Annotated in this window: 17 protein-coding genes and 1 other RNA gene; 12 read left to right on the top strand and 6 right to left on the bottom strand. The window is 56.5% G+C overall.

Going from position 1 to position 19,616, the window contains the following annotated elements; all coding sequences use genetic code 11:
• Positions 1 to 7: 7 nt before the first annotated feature.
• The 6 genes from AC13D2_RS14060 to AC13D2_RS14035 all read right to left on the bottom strand — a co-directional run bounded on the left by AC13D2_RS14060 (position 8) and on the right by AC13D2_RS14035 (position 9,087).
• Positions 8 to 2,710, bottom strand: coding sequence for a tetratricopeptide repeat protein (locus tag AC13D2_RS14060; protein ID WP_482938796.1), 2,703 nt, complete (start codon positions 2,708 to 2,710; stop codon positions 8 to 10).
• A gap of 51 nt (positions 2,711 to 2,761) precedes the next feature.
• Positions 2,762 to 4,135, bottom strand: coding sequence for a PEP-CTERM-box response regulator transcription factor (gene prsR, locus AC13D2_RS14055; RefSeq protein WP_482938795.1), 1,374 nt, complete (start codon positions 4,133 to 4,135; stop codon positions 2,762 to 2,764).
• Positions 4,136 to 4,255: 120 nt separating this feature from the next.
• The gene (prsK, locus tag AC13D2_RS14050) at positions 4,256 to 6,394 is read right to left on the bottom strand and encodes an XrtA/PEP-CTERM system histidine kinase PrsK (RefSeq protein ID WP_482938794.1); all 2,139 of its coding nucleotides are present in this window, start codon (positions 6,392 to 6,394) and stop codon (positions 4,256 to 4,258) included.
• Between the two features lie 29 nt (positions 6,395 to 6,423).
• Positions 6,424 to 7,371 (bottom strand): SDR family oxidoreductase, encoded by a 948-nt coding sequence (locus AC13D2_RS14045; protein ID WP_292050313.1) that lies wholly within the window; start codon positions 7,369 to 7,371, stop codon positions 6,424 to 6,426.
• Positions 7,371 to 8,186: a lysophospholipid acyltransferase family protein gene (locus tag AC13D2_RS14040; protein WP_292050314.1), complete on the bottom strand. Its 816-nt coding sequence runs from the start codon at positions 8,184 to 8,186 to the stop codon at positions 7,371 to 7,373. Before AC13D2_RS14040 ends, AC13D2_RS14045 begins: the two co-directional genes overlap by 1 nt.
• A gap of 7 nt (positions 8,187 to 8,193) precedes the next feature.
• Positions 8,194 to 9,087, bottom strand: a complete 894-nt coding sequence (locus tag AC13D2_RS14035) for a D-hexose-6-phosphate mutarotase (protein WP_482938793.1) — start codon at positions 9,085 to 9,087, stop codon at positions 8,194 to 8,196.
• A gap of 154 nt (positions 9,088 to 9,241) precedes the next feature.
• Between AC13D2_RS14035 and AC13D2_RS14030 the strand changes: the two genes are divergently transcribed.
• From AC13D2_RS14030 to AC13D2_RS13975, 12 genes are all read left to right on the top strand, one after another.
• On the top strand, positions 9,242 to 9,934 hold the full coding sequence (locus AC13D2_RS14030; protein WP_482938792.1) for a 2OG-Fe(II) oxygenase: 693 nt from the start codon (positions 9,242 to 9,244) through the stop codon (positions 9,932 to 9,934).
• Between the two features lie 70 nt (positions 9,935 to 10,004).
• Positions 10,005 to 10,101, top strand: an RNA gene (ffs, locus tag AC13D2_RS14025) — signal recognition particle sRNA small type.
• A gap of 122 nt (positions 10,102 to 10,223) precedes the next feature.
• On the top strand, positions 10,224 to 12,152 hold the full coding sequence (gene dnaX, locus AC13D2_RS14020; protein WP_482938870.1) for a DNA polymerase III subunit gamma/tau: 1,929 nt from the start codon (positions 10,224 to 10,226) through the stop codon (positions 12,150 to 12,152).
• A gap of 59 nt (positions 12,153 to 12,211) precedes the next feature.
• Positions 12,212 to 12,535, top strand: coding sequence for a YbaB/EbfC family nucleoid-associated protein (locus AC13D2_RS14015; protein ID WP_174447635.1), 324 nt, complete (start codon positions 12,212 to 12,214; stop codon positions 12,533 to 12,535).
• A gap of 13 nt (positions 12,536 to 12,548) precedes the next feature.
• Complete coding sequence (gene recR / locus AC13D2_RS14010; RefSeq protein ID WP_300494437.1) at positions 12,549 to 13,151, top strand: recombination mediator RecR; 603 nt, start codon at positions 12,549 to 12,551, stop codon at positions 13,149 to 13,151.
• Between the two features lie 19 nt (positions 13,152 to 13,170).
• Positions 13,171 to 14,319 carry a ribonuclease D gene (locus AC13D2_RS14005; RefSeq protein WP_300494440.1) on the top strand — a complete coding sequence of 383 codons (1,149 nt, stop codon included), beginning with the start codon at positions 13,171 to 13,173 and terminating at the stop codon, positions 14,317 to 14,319.
• Positions 14,316 to 14,609 (top strand): YcgL domain-containing protein, encoded by a 294-nt coding sequence (locus AC13D2_RS14000; RefSeq protein WP_292050106.1) that lies wholly within the window; start codon positions 14,316 to 14,318, stop codon positions 14,607 to 14,609. The genes AC13D2_RS14005 and AC13D2_RS14000 overlap by 4 nt, the downstream gene beginning before the upstream one ends.
• Positions 14,606 to 15,052 carry a YcgN family cysteine cluster protein gene (locus AC13D2_RS13995; RefSeq protein ID WP_482938791.1) on the top strand — a complete coding sequence of 149 codons (447 nt, stop codon included), beginning with the start codon at positions 14,606 to 14,608 and terminating at the stop codon, positions 15,050 to 15,052. The genes AC13D2_RS14000 and AC13D2_RS13995 overlap by 4 nt, the downstream gene beginning before the upstream one ends.
• Entirely contained in the window at positions 15,052 to 15,396 is a 345-nt protein-coding gene (locus tag AC13D2_RS13990; RefSeq protein WP_199449253.1) for a hypothetical protein, read from the top strand. Before AC13D2_RS13995 ends, AC13D2_RS13990 begins: the two co-directional genes overlap by 1 nt.
• Before the next feature lie 38 nt (positions 15,397 to 15,434).
• The gene (locus tag AC13D2_RS13985; RefSeq protein WP_482938790.1) at positions 15,435 to 17,354 is read left to right on the top strand and encodes a VWA domain-containing protein; all 1,920 of its coding nucleotides are present in this window, start codon (positions 15,435 to 15,437) and stop codon (positions 17,352 to 17,354) included.
• Positions 17,355 to 17,462: 108 nt separating this feature from the next.
• The gene (locus AC13D2_RS13980; RefSeq protein WP_036205447.1) at positions 17,463 to 18,305 is read left to right on the top strand and encodes an AAA family ATPase; all 843 of its coding nucleotides are present in this window, start codon (positions 17,463 to 17,465) and stop codon (positions 18,303 to 18,305) included.
• A gap of 22 nt (positions 18,306 to 18,327) precedes the next feature.
• Positions 18,328 to 19,506 carry a vWA domain-containing protein gene (locus AC13D2_RS13975; RefSeq protein ID WP_420388893.1) on the top strand — a complete coding sequence of 393 codons (1,179 nt, stop codon included), beginning with the start codon at positions 18,328 to 18,330 and terminating at the stop codon, positions 19,504 to 19,506.
• The last annotated feature ends 110 nt before the right edge of the window (positions 19,507 to 19,616 follow it).

Genomic DNA, 19,616 nt, shown 5'->3' with positions numbered 1-19,616 from the left:
CGATCCATCAGCCCCGGTCACCAAATTTTTCCAGAATTCGTTTTGCATCATCATTCCTGCCAACAGCGCGGTATGCCTCTGCGAGGTGTAGCGCAATTTCCTCTGAGTCAGGTTGAAGCTCGTGAGCCTTTTTAAGGATGGGCAGGCTTTCCTCAGGGTTGCCGGCTTTCAGCATAATCCATCCATAAGTGTCTACGATAGCCGCGTTATCTGGGGAAAGTTCATAGGCTTTTTTGGCCATGGGCACAGCTCGCTGATCCCCAGATTCGTGATATAGCCAGGCAAGGTTGTTCAGCACGATAGTATTCTTGGGCATTGAATCCAGTAATTTCTCGTAATTGGCTTTGGCTTTATCCTGCTCGCCCTCAGATTGTTGGAGCAGGGCGAGCCTGAGGCGGAGCGGCAGGCTATCGGGGAAGGTGTCAATGCCTGAATAAAGAAGTGAGAGAGCTTCGTCGTTCTTGCCTGAGCCCTGCAAGACTGCAGCATAGGCATTGATAATGCCTGCACTGGGCTGTTTGTCCATGGCCAACTGATAGAACTCGGCAGCCTGTTGGTTTTGTCCCTGACTCTCAAAATAACGCGCCTCCATTAGATAAGGTCGCGGAGAGTCCGGGTGCTGTTGTTTGGCGTCTTGGAGTATGTTCCGAGCTTCATCTACGTTGCCCGTACTAAAGGCTTGTTGGGCTGCCTGTATGGAAATTTCCTCGTTATTCGGGAAAAGAGCTCGGCCTCGATTGAGAACGGCCGAGGCACGGTCCGAATCTCCCGACTGTCTGAGATTCGCCGCTATATTGTTGTATATGTTTGCGACGAGAGGCGCCGCCCGTGATGGCGTACTTTCCTCGTCTCGCTCTAGCAGGGATGCCGTAAGTTTATCCGCTTCCTGACCATTATCTTGCCGTAGTGCCAGTTCCAGCAAGACGAGCCGTGGCCCGGTGGCCTCGGGATTTTTCTCCAGAACCTGCCTCATAAATCGCTCTGTTTCATCCTGATCCAGCACTGAAGCCAGCCCCTGAAGGGCTTGCCGGCTGTCCGGGGCAAGTTCAACGGCTTTCCGGAACTGCTTTTGTGCCTCGGTTCTATTATCTTGATTCAGCGCTAATTTCCCTAGTGCAATAACCGGCTCGTGGGCATCAGAATCCTTGCTGAGTGCTTGCATGAAGTATTCGTGTGCCTCTTCAATTTTGTCCTGACTAGCCGCCAGGTTTCCACGAATCACTAGGGCATCGACATTGTCGGGATCATCCTTGATCCACTCGGACACCGTTGCAATGGCTGCCGCAACGTCTCTAGAGCGCGCCTGAGCCTGAATAAGAAAGGACCGCGCTCGATCCAGGTCGGGAGCTTTGTCTACCACCTGCTTTGCTAGGTCTATTGCTCGTGCATGTTTCCCCGCCAGACTCAAATAGTTGGCATACCGCAATCGTAACTGGAGGTTGTCGGGATTGAGTTCCAGAGATCGTTCCATGAGCGCTTCACCTGCCTCAGTATCACCGCTTGCAAGTGATGCTATTGCGACTAAAGCCAGAGTTTCAGGGTCCGAATCTTTATCCTCAAGTTTATCGAGTATGTCCTGAGCACCTTGTGGGTTGCGCATTTGTAGGCGGGTGGCTGCCAATAGTTTTCCTGCCACCTCTGAGTCGCCCATTTCTGCAACAGGGGCCAATAGTCTCTCGGCCTCCTCAACGCGGCCTTGTCGGAAACGCACCAGTCCCAGCATCAAGGCAGATTGCTCGTGACCAGGGGCTTGCTCAAGAACTTCCTCCAGATACCTCGCTGCGTTGGTGAGGTCACCTTCTTCCATCGCTTCCTGGGCTGCCATCAGGTTGCTCTTGATGGTGCCGGGAGCAGATTTGGCCAATATTTCTTCATAGACAAAGGCCTCGGATTGTTTCCCTTGAGCCCTTAATACGCGAATAAGAGCGGAGATAGTCGCGTATTTTCGCTGGGTCATGACATCATATTGGCCGATATCCTCAAGCGCCCTGATGTAGCCGTCTTCTGCTTCCTGCCAATCTTCCTCGGAATGAGCCATCTGGGCTTTCCATAACCAGAGCTCGGTATCCTCGCCATCAATCTCTTCAGCCTCCGCCAAAAGCTCACGAGCTTTTTTCTTGTTGCCCTGGGCGAAAGCAGTTTTAGAAAGACCAATTACCGATTCAACCGCACCTGAGTCGATTGTTCTGGCTTTTTCGAATGCAGCACTGGCTTCATCGAGGCGGCTTGACGCCAGGTAAGTTTCGCCTCGAAGCAGAGCAGCTTCGGTCTCGGTTGGTCGGTCCGGAGAAGTAATCCTGTCCAACGCAGTCAAAACCTGCTCATACTCATTTCGCATCAGGTATGCTTCGGCATACATTAGGTTGGCTTGGTTGTTAACCGCAGGACCGACTTCCTCTTCGGGGATTTGCTCCATGACCCAGTCAAGTTGCCTTTCAGCATTGACCGCATCACCGGCTTTCAGCAAATTGTCAATAATCAGAAAATAGGGATCGATATTCTCGGGCTGCAGGTCAATCGCACTACGCGCCTCTAGCGTGCTGGCTTTGAGTTCACCCTGGCGCTGGAAAAAGCGCGACTGGTCCAGATGGCTGATGTACTGGATATCTTCCTGGCTCATTTCTTCGCCGTTGCCGCCGCTGCAGCCGGCGATAGTCATCGAGATGGCAACTGAAAGAAGGGTGGCACGTACTGCTAACACTGGTTTCATGGCCCTGTTCCTTTCCTTTTTGGGTATTGTTATGGATTCCCTGCCTGTTACTCAGGCACTCGACGATTCAGAGGATGCCTCTATCCGGTACTTGTCTGTCAGGTTATAAAGCGTTGGCCGGGTGATGCCCAGTAGGCGTGAGGCTTGCGCCATATTGAAACTGCAGGACTGAAGTGCCTGTATAATTGCGGCACGCTCTGCGTTTTCGCGTACCTGCCGCAGGTTCAGCTGGCTTTCGGGGCCTTCGCGGTCGCAGTTCAACTCCAGGTCGGCAGCCGTCACCCGTTTGCCGTCCGCCATTATGGTGGCCCGCTTCACTTTATTGATCATTTCCCGCACATTGCCTGGCCATGGATAGCTCTTGATGGCTTTGATGGCGTCTTCGGTAAAGGCGAGGTTGGGGCGGTCCATCTGTTTGCCGAGAGATTGCAGAAGCGACTGCGCGATGACCAGTCCGTCTCCTTCCCGGTCGCGCAGGGCGGGCACGTCGAGAGTGATTTCGCTGATGCGATAATAAAGATCCTCGCGGAAGGTGCCCTGGGTGATGAGTTCCTGAACGTCACGGTGGGTTGCGCACACCACTCGTACGTCCACCGGGATGGGTTTCACGGCGCCTACCCGATCAACCATCCTTTCCTGCAGAAACCTCAGCAGCTTGGCTTGCAAGGCCATGGGCATGTCACCGATCTCATCCAGGAACAGAGTGCCTCCGTTGGCGCTCTCGATTTTGCCTTTTTTGCTCTGGGTGGCGCCGGTGAAAGAACCTTTTTCAAAGCCGAACAGTTCGCTTTCCAGAAGATTTTCCGGAATCGCGGCACAGTTGATCGCCGCAAAGGGTCTCTCAGACCGATGGCTCAGGTCGTGGAGCGCACGCGCCAATAATTCTTTACCGGTGCCGGTCTCGCCGGTGATCAGTGTTGTCACATCCGTGGGTGCGACTTTCTCCAGAGTGCGGCAGATGGACAGCATTTGAGGGCTGGCCGCGACGATACCCTTGATGTTGGTGCCGTTACGGTGGCGGGCGAGTTCACGGTTGTCGCGCTCAAGTTCTGCCAGTCTGAAGGCCCGGTTGACGACAAAAGTCAGGATGTCGGCATCCAGGGGTTTCTGGTAAAAATCGCTTGCCCCCATGCCAATGGCCTTGACGGCGTTTTCTTTATCCTCACGCCCGGTGACCACGATGATTTTGGTCATGGGGGCCAGTCGCAGGACGTCCTCCAATAGCAGAAAGCCTTCTGACGCTCCACCGGGATCGGGGGGTAAGCCCAGATCCAGGGTGATCACATCGGGCTCAATTCTGCGTAGGGCTGCCAGGGCAGACTCCCGGTCAGCAGCAACAGTCACTTCCAGGTCTTCACTGAAACACCAACGCATTTGGCTTTGCAGACCCGGATCGTCTTCTACTATCAAGAGTCGTCTACTCACAACGGCTACAAATCCCTTTCTGTCTTGTGATGGTCTAGTGTTGAAAACTCACACCCCTGATTCTTAACCGAACATTGACACTTTGCAATGATAAGCTTGGATGGATTTGTTTTCCGTCAGTTATTTGGCGCCTTGCTGTGGCTCGGTCTGGTCATTTGTCAGCGGTTCCGGCTCGATTTTCGCCGATGTTTGTTCCTGTTCAGGTCGGGCGAGAGGGAAGCGGATAGAAAAGCAGGAACCCAGACCGGGTTCACTGGTAACGTCGATATTGCCGCCTACGTTGCGTACATACTCCCGGGCCTGATAGGCACCGATACCCATACCGGTCAGCCCCTTGGTGCTTTCAAAGGGTTTGAATAGCTGGGTCTGGATGAAATCTTCAGTCATGCCGGCCCCAGTATCCTGAATAAACAGTACCACATTGCCACTGGCGGTTTTGAGGGCCAGGGTAATCTCGCCGGTCGGTGGGGTGGCGTCCTGGGCATTCTGTATCAAGTGGCCGAGAATGCTGCAGAGTTGCTCTCGGTCAGCATTAATGTGGATCTTTCCGGGAGTTCCCGCCACCCGAGGTGCTGGTTGGTGGCGTGAATAATGTTCTGCCAGGTGCGTGATAACCTCGTTGAGTTCTACCACTTCGGTCACCAAGGTCTCGTCAGCCGGCTTGCGGATATGGTCCACCAGGTTGGACATTTTACGAACTGCGTGGTCGGTGGTGTTGATCATGTCGTCTATAAAGGCGGGGTTCTCCCGGTGCCTGGGAGCGTTTTTCACCAGCAACGAGAGTTGTGCAATCAGCGTTTTCAGGTCGTGGACCATAAAGGCCGAAGCCTTGCTGACGGCTTCGAACTGCATGGCTCGTGAGAGCCGGTTCTGTGCATCGGCCTGCGCCAGCAGGTTACAGGTTTGCCGGGCGACGACCTTGATCAGATCGAAGTTTTCCCAGTTTAGCTCCACCCGGGCGTAAGGGGGGCCGATCAGGGCGATGCCATAGAGGTTGTTGCTGAGATACAGGGGAATGACCAGCCAGCCGTCGGGAATCTTCGAGATGGGGTCGGGAATTTCCAGCAAGTTGTAGGCAACCGGATCGCGCTGGTATTCGCGAAGGTCAATAATCCACTCACGTTCATCCAAAAACTGGACCAGTTCTGAGTTAGCGTCAATGGTGGTGTATTTCGGCGTCACAAGGTTCACAGCGGTTTTGAGCAGGTAGTCCCCTTGATCTTCCCTGATCCACAGGGCGCCAGCGTTGCTTTCCACCAGGCTGGTGAGAATGCGGACCACCCGTTCTGGCAGTGGCGGGTATTCGCTGAGGTCCGCCATTTCGCGGGTCATTTTCAGCCATTCTTCCCGGTAATCGTACTTGTAGTCGAAAAAATTCTGACTGATGAATACCATCAGCCGGGATCTGATGCGACGCGACGTTAGCAGAGTGGTAAGAAATACCAGGGCAATAGTGAGGAAAAGTACTTGAAGGGCCTCTCCCCAATCACCGCCGAGGGTTTTTACGTAGTAGCCGCCCAGCGCCAGAAACAGGAGGTAGGCACCGGCCAGAAGCAGGGTTCCTGCATGGAATACCGCCGAGCGGGATAACTGAAAATCCACCGGCTGTTTGCGGGTATTGATGACGTTGACGGCAAACAGAGGCACCAGCACTGCGTTCACCAGGCCCCTGGCATTCCAGAACGAGTCTGCTACCTGGCCAAACAGCAGGGCGTCGGCGTACATAAAAAAGTCGAAGGCAAACAGCGTGGCCACTGCGATGCAGACATACTTCATGCTGGAGCGGCCGAACGACAGCGAGTTGCGCCAGATCTGTTCAACCAGCGATAGCCCCAGCAGGGAAAGGGCGATCTGGCCAACCACTTTGGTTTTACCGTCGAGAATGGTGAATCCGAAGGCGTATTCCATTGCCCCGGAACCGAGCAGCAGGACGACCAGGGTAACCGTGGCGGTTGCCAGAATACGACGAAGGCGACCCACCAGGTTAGCGGTGCGGAAGGAATCCCGTAGCAGGGCGAAAAGCACTATAATCCAGGCCGCGTCCCGCAACAGCTCGAGCGTATAACGGATGAAGAAGCCGGGTGTTCCCCATAGGCTCTGGGTGATTAGCGACCCGGCCCAAATCAGGGTAACGAAAGAGGCCAGTACGAGTGAGCGGTCGATATCCCGCCGAAAGTATCGTGTAGCAATAGCCAACCCCAGCAGCCCATAGGCTATGGCTGCAGCGGAATGACTGATCAGGCTGAAATCATTCAGCATGGCTCGCGTCCTGCGTTATGCGCCAGTGTTTACACCGGTTTTTTGTTCTCGCGGTAGAACCGGAATATTTCTTTCAGCGGCCGCCTTTGGGTGAATTTGAACTCCCGTGCGAACGCCCTGCCATCAATCACGACAGGATACTTGAAAAAGTGCATCAGATACGATGGAAAACTTCGTAGATTCAGTGTGCGGAGTATCAGCCTCGGCAGCAATGGCGGAACCGATGGAATCGGAATTCGCTTACAGCCGCAGAGCTTCAGGGCGTGCTGATAGGCGACCCAGTCTTCCGGTGCCACGTTGAAAATGCCCCTCTGGGGTTTGTTGTAGGTGAGCACGATGGCATCGGCCATGTCATCAATATGGATAAACTGCATCATCGGTGAAAAGCCGGCCAGAACAGGTGCCCGCTCCATGCCCAGCAGGGTGCTGATGGAGTTGCGCACGCCCGGGCCGACGATGTTGCAGGGTCGCAGAATGGTGATATTCAGGTCCGGGTAGCGCCAGAGGTAGATGTTGGCCAGGTTTTCCAATTCCACGGAATCGATCAGGTCCGCGCTAAGCCCAGCGCTTTTTAGCGGTGCTTCCTCATCAATCAGGGCCGGGTTGTAGGCTACCGCGCCATAGACGTGAAAGGTGGACAGGACCACCACCCTTTTGATGTTGTATTTGTGGCTTAGGTCCAGCAGTTTCTGGGTGCCGAGCACGTTGGCGTTGTAGCGACGCATTCGGGTCAGCTGACTCGACATGATGCGACCGAGGTGGATAACGCCGTCAAACTGGTAGCGCCGGAAAAGGTCCTCGAAGGAGCGCTTGTTGAAGTCAATGCAGTAACTGGGGATATCGTCGCCCAGATAGACCTGTTCACGGAAATCCACGGCAACGAGATTGCAGGTATCCCGCAGGCGGCTGATCACCTGTTGGGCCAAGGCACCGGCTGCACCCGTCACAAGAATCTGGGGTCTGCGTTTTTCAACCATCAGAACAGCCTTTTCCTTTCGCTCAGTCCGGTGTCGATCAATTCACTGATCGCTGCCTTCACTTGTTCCACCCGCTCCGTCACCTGTTCTTCGGGGATTTCCAGGTCATCAAACACCATTGGGTCGCCGAAGTTCAGGTGGACCTTTGCCGGCAAGACGAGCGGCATAGCCAGCGGTGCGTAAGGAATACCCAGCCATTGAGCCAGTGGTTTGATGTTGGCGATGGCGGGAATGGTTTCCTCGCACCCAACCACGCCCACCGGCACAATGGGCGCGTTGTACTTCATGGCCAGGTGCATGAAACCGTTGCCGAACCGCTTGAGCTGATATCGATCCCGATACAGCTTGCCGGACCCACGAATGCCTTCGGGGAATACAATCACGGCCTCGCCGTTGGCCAGCATCTTGGCACAATTGGTGGGGTCGCCCAGAACCGCACCAAACTCGTTCAGTAAATTGCCGAGGTAGGGAACGGTTGGGAAAAAACGTTCGATCATCGCCCGGGGGATTCGGGGATTTTTCTCGCGGGAGGCGAGGGCGTAGGCAATCAAAAGGCCATCAATCGGCAACTGCCCACTGTGATTGGGAACGATCAGCACCGGCCCCTCTGAGGGAATCTTTTCAACACCGGTGGCTTTGACCCGAAAATACTTTTCGTAGATCTGGCGGGTGAGTGAGAAGCCATACTTCATCACTTCGTTGTTATAGCCCCAGGGATCGTACCCCAACGAGCCAATCGGCTTGCGGATGCGATTAATGTGGTTGTCCAGCTCCGCCGGGATCAGTCGGGACTTCAGAATCGATGCTAGACCCATGTGGTTTTTACTCTCTTCCTATTATAACGCCAAGGGTATGACTCTGGCCTGCATTCAGCACGCGGTAATCGCCAAGGGCATTGGCACTTTCAACGCACAGCATGGACTGCCAGCCAACGTCAGGAAAATCCGATAGACGTGCCGCCTTCTCCGGCCCCGGATTCCAGACAACGGTAGAGTCGCTGCCAATGGCGGCGATGCGTCGGTTCCCGGACGGAGTTTCAACGATCAGCGAGTCACCGCTTTCGTAGATGCGGTCGGTTTCACCTTCGAAGCTCACTGGCCCTTGCTGCGTGTGGTAGCTCCAGTCTTTCAGGGAGTCTACATATCCGCAGTTTTCGAGGCCTCTGACCAGGGTTTTGGAAATGTCCGGGGTCGGAAGATAGGTGTGAAGTGCCTGGGTAAAGGCCAGCGGCTCAGACCCCGCATTGGTGGTGGTCAACGCCAGTTGGCAGCCGTCTGCCGAGAAGTGGAAGGTCATCAGTAACCGGGCGCGGCCGTCCCAGGCATCGGAAAAGTCACTGTTTGCGTCCAGAGACAGGCTGATCTCCACATCGTGCGCGGTTTCCCTTACATCCTCCAGCTTCCACACAGCCGTGCGGGCAAACCCGTGGGAGCTGGTGGTCAGTAGCCTGCGGCGAACTTCCGGGGGATTTTTCTCGGGCGCCCCAAACCAGGGCCAGCATATGGGGATCCCACCACGGATGGCTACGCCGGGTTCAAAACGCGCGGTGTCGCTCATCCACAGCCAGTTTGGCTCGTCGCGGGCGGCAAAATGGGTCAGGTGAGCGCCCTGCAGAAAAAGGCGGGCGCGGAACAAGGGGTGATGTACCTCCATGGCTTCCAGTTGCCCGACGGTTGCCCATCGGGTGAACGACCAGTGCCCGGGTTTTAGTGTCACGTAGTGCCTCGTTACAGCGTTCTGGGTGGTCAATAGTCTGTCTGTCTGAGGTTCAGCCGGAGTTACGGCATGTCCTTATGCTCAGGGTAAATTAAAACTGTCCCTACGGCGAGAAACCATCATAAAATCGGCCGTCCCCGTCGGAGTTTGATGAATGATTGACCAGATTGCTGCCTCAGTTCCCGAGTCTTGCCAGGCTGGAGTCGATCTTTCGGCGCCGGGAAGCGGTCAGTGGCTTGATGACTTGGCCGATGGTCTCACGGAACATGGCTGGATGAGCCAGGATGTGTCTTTGCTGTTAACCCCGTCCCTTTTAAGTGGTCTTCGCAATGAAGTTCGGATATTGGACCGGACCGAGGCACTGCGTAAGGCGGGTGTGGGGCGTGGCCAGGACTTGCTCCAGGACAGATCGGTAAGGCGAGACAAGATTGCATGGCTGCAAGGGGTGACGCCGGTTCAGGCGGCGCTGTTCGAATTCTTCGAGTCGGTCAGGCTGGGGTTGAATGAGCGCCTGTTTCTGGGGCTGAAACGGTTTGAGGCACACTACGCAACCTATCACAGCGGTGACTTCTACCGCCGCCATGTGGATAGCTTCCAGGGCAGGGCGTCGCGGGTTGTCAGCCTGGTGCTGTACCTCAATGAAGATTGGCAGGAAGTCGACGGCGGCGCGTTGCAGATTTTCAATCGTGAAAACGAGAACGAGGTATGTGGCGTTGTATTGCCACTGGCAGGGCGGATGGCGCTGTTCATGAGCGAAGAGATTCCCCATGAGGTGTTGCCGGCCCACCGTACCCGTTACAGCATCGCCTGCTGGTTTCGATGCGATGAAGTGCCGCTGCCATTGTAGTGCCGGAACCCTTTTGCTAATATGCGCGCCGCTTTGAGGGATTTCACCCCAAAGCCCGTTATGGTGGCTCCATTGGTGCCTCCGCAACGATAAACCGTGAACCCGGTCAGGCCCGGAAGGGAGCAGCCGAAGCGGTGGACTTGTGTGCCGGAGTGTCGCTGGTGGAGTCACCCCCAGATTTCCCGTTTTTACGTCCACGATTATCCCTCTCCGATTGCTTCTTGTTGGCTTCTTCTAACACCCTGACCGTGCTATGGTTAAACCCATTTTTAACGGCAGTTGGCAGAACATGAGCTACCAGGTACTTGCCCGCAAGTGGCGCCCCCGGACATTCGAAGATATGGTCGGCCAGGAGCATGTGCTCCAGGCACTGATTCACGCCCTGGATAACCAACGGCTGCACCATGCCTATCTGTTTACCGGCACCCGGGGCGTGGGCAAAACCACCATTGGCCGCCTGCTGGCCCGATGCCTGAACTGCGAGACCGGCGTTACCGCCACACCGTGTGGAACCTGCTCCAGTTGCCAGGAAATTCAGGAAGGGCGGTTTGTTGATCTGATTGAAATCGATGCGGCCTCCCGCACCGGCGTGGACGATATGCGGGAACTCACCGATAACGTTCAGTACTCGCCAACCCGTGGCCGCTTCAAGGTGTACCTCATTGACGAGGTGCATATGCTGACCAATCAGTCCTTTAACGCCTTCCTCAAGACTCTTGAAGAACCCCCGGAGCACGTCAAGTTCCTGCTGGCGACAACGGATCCCCAGAAGCTACCAGTTACCGTGTTGTCCCGTTGCCTGCAGTTCAACCTCAAGCGGATGACGCCAGAACACATTGCCGGGCACCTGCGCCACGTGCTGACCCAGGAAGGCATTCCTTTCGAGGAACCGGCGCTGTGGCTATTGGCACGTGCCGCGGATGGCAGTATGCGGGACGCGCTGAGCCTGACAGACCAGGCCATTGCCTTCGGCAATCAGACGCTCAGCGGCAGTGATGTCAGCAACATGCTTGGCACGATTGATCAAAGCGATATCGAGAACCTGGTGAACGCTCTGGTGGAGGACGATGGGCCTGCGCTGCTGTCCGAGATCAATCGTATTTCCGATTTTGCGCCGGATTACAGCGTGATCCTGGCGGACCTGTTGTCGCTGTTCCATCGGGTGACGATGGAGCAGGTAGTACCGGGCAGTGTCGATAATGCCCTTGGGGACGCCGCGCAGGTGGAGTCCCTGGCACGACGGCTGAGCGCGGAAGACGCGCAGCTCTTCTACCAGGCCGCGTTGATGGGCCGAAAGGACCTGGCGGTCACTCCTGATGCCCGCATGGGGTTTGAGATGACGCTGCTGCGAATGCTGGCCTTCCGGCCTGGCACCGACCGCCGTGATCCTCCAGTAGTGGCCTCCGGGGCGTCATCGTCAGGGCAGGAGTCCCGGGATGACCCTGAGCCTGGCCCTGCAGCGGCGGAGAAAGAAACAGCGGCTGTTGGTTCTGAACAAGCACCTCAACCAGAGCCAGAGCGGCTTGCGGCACCGGAGCCTGAGCCGGCACCTCAACCGGAAGATCAGGAGCCCGTACTGGAATCCCAACCCGCGCCCGCGCCAGAGGAGCCTGATGCTGCCTGGCTGGCAAGTCTGGATGAGGCGGCTGAGTCTGCAGCGGCCGAAGCTGCCAGCGCTGAGGATTATGATCCCGAACCCGTGGCGCCTGAGCCGGAATACATTGAAGAGCCCAAGGTCGAAGCATCGCAGGCTGAGCCCGCAAAGCCCGAAGAGCCGAAAGAGTCGACAGGGCCAGATGAACCGGTTGAAGAACTCGTGGATAACGGCGAATTTGCCTGGGAGCGTGATTTCCGCAGCCTGGGCATTGTGGGCATGCCGGGTAACCTTGCCAGTAACGCGGCCATGACCCGCAACGGCGATGAAATCGTGCTGACCATCGATGAAGGTCACGCGCGGTTGCTGAACGCCCGTCATGAAGAAAAAATTCTTGAGGCGTTGAGGAATCGGTTTGGTGCCACCATAACTTTGCGTGTGGAACAGGGCGATGCGGGCGGCAAAACGCCGGCCGCCTGGGAAGAGCGCCAACGACAGGCGCGCCAGAAGGCGGCGGAAGACTCAATTCGCAATGACCCCGCAGTGCAGTCGATTGTTGAACGATTTGAGGCTCGGGTCGTCGAAAACAGTATCCGGCCGCCGAATCAGGCAAAGTCCGGCTAAGGGCTGCGGTTGGAGCCACATGGTGGCAACTCTCTAAGGCAATTCTGTAAAAGGTGAGCGTGATGAACAATATGGGCGACCTGATGAAAAAGGCCCAGCAGATGCAGGAAGAAATGAAGAAGGCCCAGGAAGAGGCCGCCAAGGCCGAGATTACCGGCGAAGCCGGCGCGGGCCTGGTCAAGGTGACCATGAACGGCCGCCATGACGTGCGGAAAGTGGATATTGATCCGTCCCTGCTGAGCGAAGACAAGGAAATTCTGGAAGACCTGCTGGCGGCTGCTATCAACGATGCCGTGCGCCGTGTTGAGGAGAACCAGAAAGACAAAATGTCCGGCATGATGTCCGGTATGGGTATGCCTCCGGGCTTCAAGATGCCGTTCTGATTGAGGATAGCTGATGGCTTTTAGTCCGTTGGTAGACGAACTGGTGGAGTCTCTCCGCTGTCTGCCTGGCGTCGGTCAGAAAACGGCCCAGCGTATGGCCTTCCACCTGCTGGAGCGCGGCCGCTCCGGAGGCTCGCGGCTTTCCGATGCACTGGATCGCGCCATGACCGGTGTGCGCCGCTGCGAAAGCTGCCAGAACTTCGCCGATACGCCTACCTGCAATATCTGCGAAAACCCCGAGCGACGTACTGGTACGCTCTGCGTGGTGGAAAGCCCCTCCGACCTCCTTGCCATCGAGCAGGCGGGCGATTACCGCGGCAGTTATTTCGTGCTGATGGGGCACTTGTCGCCCATCGACGGCGTGGGCCCCGAGGAAATCGGTATCGAGCGGCTGCTGCAACGCATCCACGCAGAAGGGGTTACAGAGCTGATCCTTGCGACTAACCCAACCGTGGAAGGTGAGGCGACTGCCCACTACATTGCCGACAGGCTGGATGGCCGCAATATCCTGATTACCCGTCTTGCCCATGGTATCCCGGTGGGGGGCGAACTGGGTTATGTTGACGGATTCACCCTGACCCACGCCTTCCGTGGCCGAAAACCTCTGACTGAATAAACCTGACCGGGATTATTATATGGATTCCAACACCCCGGCCGCTTCCGTTCCTGCGGCTCCCGACACGGTTACCTGGATTCGGGAGCCGGACGATCTGGACCGCTGGCTTGCCGAAGGGCAGGGCGAACCGCTTGCATTGGATACCGAGTTCGAGCGCGTAAACACCTTCTTTCCGATTCCAGGCCTGGTCCAGTTAGGGTTGGGGCAGCGGTTCTGCCTGGTGGACCCTGCGGTTGCAGAGGCTTCTGAGGGCTTTCGCAATGCGCTTACCGACCCGGGCACTCCAAAACTGCTATACGCCATGAGCGAAGACCTTGAGCTGTTCCGGCACTGGTTGCAGTTGGAACCGGAGGGCGTTGTCGACCTTCAGATTGGTGCTGCGCTGGCTGGCGCCGGCTTTTCCGTCGGTTATGCCCGGCTGGTCGAAACCCTCTTCGGTGAGTCACTGGATAAATCGGCGACGCGATCAGATTGGGTCTCACGCCCGCTTTCCGCGGCTCAGGAACGCTACGCTCTGGACGATGTTCGCTTCCTGGTTCCCTTGTATCACTGGGTAATGAGCCGGTTGCAGGAGCGGGGCCTTGAAGCGGCTCTGGTTGACGAATCCACGCGATTTTCAAAAGAATTGGCGGCCCAGGACAACCCTGACAACCACTACCTGAAACTGCGAGGCGGCTGGACATTGAGCCGCCAACAGCAGGGTGTGCTGAAAATCCTGGTGTGTTGGCGGGAAAATGAGTCACGCCTCCGGAATAGGCCTCGCAACCGGGTTGTGGCCGATGCGCTGCTGATTGCCATCGCCCAGAGACTGCCACAGTCCGTACCTGAGCTATCGAATATCCAGGGCTTGCCTCCGGCCGTAGTCAGGCGCTACGGGGATACGATTATCAATAAGGTTGCGGAGGCATCGACTGCGGACAATTCCGGCATCGACGTTATCGCCGCTCCCCTGAGCCGCCAGGACCAGATGTTCTATAAACAGCTCAAACGCCTCATGGTGAAAGCGGCAGAGGAGCGGGATGTGCCGGTGGAGCTGCTGGCGCCTCGCAAGCGTCTTGAGGCTGTTGTGCAACAGCGAAAGCTGACTGCCGGGCTGTTTGACGAGGGCTGGCGCCGTGACATCCTGGCACCGGTGCAGGAACAGATTGAGGAACTACTGAAATCATGACCGAAAAAACCTTTGTGTCGGTGTTTCGCAGCAGTAAGAAGCCGGACACGTACATCTATATTCGACGGGGCCAGGCCTGGGATGACCTGCCGGATAGCTTGCGGGGCATATTCGGCCAGCCAATACACGCCATGGACCTGGTCATGACCCCGGATCGGAAACTGGCCCGAACGTCTGGCAAGCAGGTTCTGGAGGCTATTGCAGACAAGGATTTCTTTCTGCAGATGCCTGAGGAATCCAGTGGCTATGTCGTAGACTTTCGCCGTAAACCGGAGCCCGGCGGGGAATGATCGCAGAGATTCCGTTCTGGCAGCGTAAACGTCTTCACGAGATGACCACCAGGGAATGGGAGTCCCTGTGTGACGGCTGCGGCAAATGCTGTCTGGCCAAGCTGGAAGACGAAGACACCGGCGATGTCTACTACACTGAGCTGGTATGTCGTTACATGGAGCAGGAAACCTGCCAGTGCAGCGTGTATTCCGAGCGCTTGCAGAAAGTGCCGGCATGCACGGTGCTGACACCGGATACGCTGAACGACTACCATTGGCTGCCATACACCTGTGCCTACCGTACACTGGCGGAAGGCCGTGCGCTGGCAGACTGGCACCCGCTACGGTCGGGTGACCCCGATTCGGTTCATGACGCGGGTATCTCGGTGCGTAACCGTGTGATCTCGGAAGCTGATGTGCCGGAAGACGATTGGGAAGAACACATAATTCACTGGATCCTTTGATGATAGACGCAGAAACAAACCTTGCTTATGGAATATTCTGGGCCTTGTACGCCGTTGCCTTTGTGGTGTTTTTCTACACCATATCCCGCCTGTTCCGGGTGATTCCGGTTTATGCCATCCGCACCCTGTTGCAGGCCGCGTTGATTGTCATCCTGCTGACCCCGGTCGAGTCCGGTGAGGTGGCTGGCTGGTGGATGCCAGCCTGGTTGCACGGCGGCTACGAAACCATACTGGGTGACGCTGCCAACGCGGGCCGCGCGTTCATGAATCTGGGCATTGCATCCCTGGTGATGGTGTTGGTGTGGGTTCTCGACCTCGTCAGATACCGACTGGTTAAACGCTGAGATTTCCCACAATCGACATCCCGCACGGAGCTGCCCTGATGCGACTCATGAGCCGCCTGTTTGCCGTCTTTCTTATCCTTCCTCTTACAGCGCTTGCGCAGCAGGCGCCAACCCTGGAACTGCCCGACAGCGCCGATGTCCGCATCATTGTCGACATCTCCGGCTCCATGAAAACCAACGACCCGAACAACCTGCGCCGTCCGGCTGTGCGGCTGTTGGCGCGCATGCTGCCAGCGCAAGCCAATGCCGGAGTTTGGACCTTTGGTCAGTACGTCAACATGCTGGTGCCCCATGGCAAAGTTACTGACGACTGGCGGGGGCTGGCGGTCGAGCGGTCGGACGAGATCAATTCAGTCGCCCTTCGGACCAATCTGGGAGAGGCGATTCAGGTTGCCAGTGATGATTACCTGTTGGGTGCGGACAGTCTCGACAATACGGACTTCATTCTACTCACCGATGGCAAAGTGGATATCTCCGACAATGAGAATGCCAATGATCGCGAGCGCGAGAGGATTCTGGGGGCGTTGCTGGACGAGTTGAGCCGCCGTGGTGCCACCCTTCATACCGTCGCGTTGTCCGAGGAGGCAGACCTTGCTCTTTTGAAGAGCCTTGCGGAACGCACCGGGGGCCGCTATGCCCTGGCGTCGTCCGCTGATGCACTGACTCTGGCTTTTCTTGAGGCGCTGAATACCGCCGTACCGCAGCAACAGGTTCCCATTGAGGACAACGGCTTTCAGGTGGACGGAGGCGTAGAGGAATTCACCGCGCTGATTTTTCGCGCGGATGATGAGCCCGCCGCCAACCGAACGCTTGAATTGGTCAGTCCGGGCGGCATCAAGGCGGGGCCGGAGTCTGCCACCGAGGGGATGCGTTGGGTACGCGAAACGGAATACGACCTGGTTACTGTCACCAGTCCCGAAGCCGGTGACTGGAAGATTATTGGCGAATTGGGTGAGGGAAGCCGGGTCACTGTCGTCAGCGATTTACGGATGGTTGTGAGCCCGGTCCCGCCAACGTTCACGGAAAACGAACCAATATCCCTCCAGGTGGCCTTCTTTGAGGAAGACCGGAAAATCGAAAACCCGGACTTCCTGGGAGTTATCGATGTCAGTGTGGCGTTAACCTCAGAAGATGGGCGTAGTGGCAACAAGGTGTTGTCGCCGGATCAGCCACCGCAGGACGGGATTTATACCGACGCCATTACACGCCTGCCCGGTGCCGGAGAATACCAACTCAGCGTTGTAGCGGATGGCCAGACGTTTTCCCGGCGCTTCAGTACCGTCACCCGATATGTCGCTGCTGACGAGCCCCCGGTGATTGAGGAAGAATTTCCAGAGGCCTCACCTGCTCCCGAAATTGAGCCGCCTGTGTCCGGCTCAGGGCCGATCGATATCAGTCAGGTTGAGAACCCGGAACCTAAGCCGCTTGAGGAACAGCCTGTCGACAAGGCAGAGGCGGAACCGGAAATGCCGGCCACCGTTGAGGGGCCGGCCAGCGGCATTCCGTTCTGGGTATGGGCCGCAGCCGGCACCTTCGGTGTCGTGGTTGTTGCCGGGGTGGTATGGCTGTTGGTGAAGCGCCGAAAACCTGCGCAGGAACAGGATGCGGACAACGACGAGGAACCGCCTCTGGTCGCAGAGGAGTCTCCGGAGGAAGAGGTTATCGCTGAACTCGAACCGGAACAGGCGCCTGAAGACCTACCTGAAGAGATACCCGAGCCAGAACAGGTGCCGGAACCGGAACCTGAAGAAGTGCCGGAACTTCCGCAAGACGAAGCGTTGCCCGAGGACGATATTCCCGTTGCTGATGCGGAGGTGGAGGATGGTGAAGACGAATTCGGGCTGGAGGACTTTGATCTCTCCGAGTTCGACGATTTGCCAGCCACGGATGAGGAGAGCGATCCCTTCGACGACGATGAACCTGAAGAGGATGACAAGGATGGGGGAAAGGATCGGTAATCGGCGGTTAATCGAACAGGGCTCTTATCAGAACGGCTTCGGTTCTCTATACTCTGAGTCTATTTTCAAACAGACGTTTTACCGCTAATTGAACAGGACACTATCAGCATGAAGTTTACCGGTACCGAGAAATACGTAGCCACTGATGACCTGCAGATGGCAGTCAACGCAGCCATAACGCTGCAACGCCCGCTACTGATCAAGGGCGAGCCCGGCACTGGTAAAACCCTCCTGGCCGAGGAAATGGCTGCGTCCCTGGGCCTGCGCCTGATTCCCTGGCACATCAAATCCACCACCAAGGCTCAACAGGGACTGTACGAATACGATGCGGTCTCGCGTTTGCGGGATTCCCAGCTCGGTGACGAGAAGGTCAAGGACATCAGCAACTACATCGTCAAGGGCAAGCTGTGGGAAGCCTTCGAATCCGAGGAGCAGGTGGTACTGCTGATCGATGAGATCGACAAGGCGGATATCGAGTTCCCGAACGATCTTCTGCTGGAACTCGATCGCATGGAATTCTTCGTCTACGAGACCCAGCAGTCTGTGCGTGCCAAGCATCGTCCAATCATCGTGATCACCAGTAACAACGAAAAGGAGCTGCCGGACGCTTTCCTGCGCCGCTGTTTCTTCCACTACATCAGCTTCCCGGACCACGACACCATGAAGAGCATTGTGGACGTGCACTTCCCGGGTCTGCAGCAGCAGGTGGTTCGCGATGCGTTGGAAGTGTTCTTCGACGTTCGCAAGGTGCCAGGGCTCAAGAAGAAGCCGTCCACTTCGGAACTGATTGATTGGCTCAAACTGCTGATGGCGGATGAACTGTCTGCCAAAATGCTGCAGGAAAAGGACACCAGTTCCGCCTTGCCGCCGCTCTATGGCGCACTGGTGAAGAACGAGCAGGATGTCCACCTGTTGCAGAAGCTGGCCTTTATGGCCCGTCGTCGCAGCTGAAATTCGGCAAGAGCAGCACCCTATGTTGATTGATTTCTTTCTCGAAGTCCGGCGAGCCAAGGTGCCCGCCAGCCTGCGCGAACTCCTCGATTTGCTTGAAGCCCTGCAGAACAGGCTCGCCTTTGCGAATATGGAAGAGTTCTACTACCTGGCCCGTGTATGTCTGGTCAAGGACGAGCGCCATTTCGATAAGTTCGACCGGGCGTTCCAGGCCTACTTCGAGGGCATAGAAAACCTCGATGACCTGATGCAGGCGTTAATCCCGGACGATTGGCTGCGCGCGGAATTCGAAAAACAGCTGTCTGAAGAAGACAAGGCGAAAATCGATTCCCTTGGCGGGCTGGAAGAACTGATCGACACCTTCAAGAAACGCATGGAAGAGCAGAAGGAGCGTCACCAGGGCGGAAACAAGTGGATTGGCACGGGCGGCACCTCACCCTTCGGTGCTAACGGTTACAACCCGGAAGGCTTTCGCATTGGCCAGAATAAGGGCCGTCATGGCCGTGCTGTAAAGGTCTGGGAAAAACGGGAGTTCAAGGACCTGGACGACAGCGTTACCCTTGGCATCCGCAATATCAAGGTAGCCATGCGCAGGCTGCGTAAGTTTGCTCGCCAGGGCGCTGCGGACCAGCTCGACATGGACGATACCATCCGTTCCACAGCCCGCAATGCCGGTTACCTGGACCTGAAAATGGTTCCCGAACGGCACAACGCGGTGAAAGTCCTGATCTTCTTCGATGTGGGCGGCTCTATGGACCCACACGTGCGGGTCTGCGAGGAGCTCTTTTCGGCTGCCCGACTCGAATTCAAGCATATGGAGTACTTTTACTTTCATAATTTCATCTATGAAAGCGTGTGGAAAAACAACATTCGCCGGATGAACGAAACGACGAGTACCTGGGACATTCTTCACAAGTACACGCCGGACTACAAAGTGATCTTTGTAGGGGATGCCACCATGGCGCCCTATGAGGTGTCACACCCAGGCGGCTCCATCGAGCATTGGAACGAGGAAGCCGGTGCAACGTGGTTCCAGCGAATTACCGACCACTTCCGCAAGGTGGTGTGGATCAATCCACTGCCAGAGAACTACTGGGGTATGGGTGGGTCGCTCGGTATGACCCGCCAACTGGTGAATGACCACATGTATCCGTTGACCATTGAGGGTCTGGAATCGGCCATGAAACAACTGAGCAAATAAAAAAAGCCGATGCGGTTGATGGCATCGGCTAAGCTCGGCATATCAAACGGGGGCGCCAATAGGCTTCCCCGCGTTCTTCCCGGAGCAAATCCGGGGCCAGTTAAAGATAA

This window comes from Marinobacter sp. B-12 (genome assembly GCF_056857915.1).
This window is presented reverse-complemented; position numbering and strand designations above follow the sequence as displayed.

Coding starts and splice junctions, on each gene's coding strand:
- AC13D2_RS14060 (WP_482938796.1), bottom strand. CDS start 2,710: ATGAAACCAGTGTTAGCAGTACGTGCCACCCTTCTTTCAGTTGCCATC.
- prsK (WP_482938794.1), bottom strand. CDS start 6,394: ATGCTGAATGATTTCAGCCTGATCAGTCATTCCGCTGCAGCCATAGCC.
- AC13D2_RS14045 (WP_292050313.1), bottom strand. CDS start 7,371: ATGGTTGAAAAACGCAGACCCCAGATTCTTGTGACGGGTGCAGCCGGT.
- AC13D2_RS14040 (WP_292050314.1), bottom strand. CDS start 8,186: ATGGGTCTAGCATCGATTCTGAAGTCCCGACTGATCCCGGCGGAGCTG.
- AC13D2_RS14030 (WP_482938792.1), top strand. CDS start 9,242: ATGATTGACCAGATTGCTGCCTCAGTTCCCGAGTCTTGCCAGGCTGGA.
- dnaX (WP_482938870.1), top strand. CDS start 10,224: ATGAGCTACCAGGTACTTGCCCGCAAGTGGCGCCCCCGGACATTCGAA.
- recR (WP_300494437.1), top strand. CDS start 12,549: ATGGCTTTTAGTCCGTTGGTAGACGAACTGGTGGAGTCTCTCCGCTGT.
- AC13D2_RS14005 (WP_300494440.1), top strand. CDS start 13,171: ATGGATTCCAACACCCCGGCCGCTTCCGTTCCTGCGGCTCCCGACACG.
- AC13D2_RS14000 (WP_292050106.1), top strand. CDS start 14,316: ATGACCGAAAAAACCTTTGTGTCGGTGTTTCGCAGCAGTAAGAAGCCG.
- AC13D2_RS13995 (WP_482938791.1), top strand. CDS start 14,606: ATGATCGCAGAGATTCCGTTCTGGCAGCGTAAACGTCTTCACGAGATG.
- AC13D2_RS13990 (WP_199449253.1), top strand. CDS start 15,052: ATGATAGACGCAGAAACAAACCTTGCTTATGGAATATTCTGGGCCTTG.
- AC13D2_RS13985 (WP_482938790.1), top strand. CDS start 15,435: ATGCGACTCATGAGCCGCCTGTTTGCCGTCTTTCTTATCCTTCCTCTT.
- AC13D2_RS13980 (WP_036205447.1), top strand. CDS start 17,463: ATGAAGTTTACCGGTACCGAGAAATACGTAGCCACTGATGACCTGCAG.
- AC13D2_RS13975 (WP_420388893.1), top strand. CDS start 18,328: ATGTTGATTGATTTCTTTCTCGAAGTCCGGCGAGCCAAGGTGCCCGCC.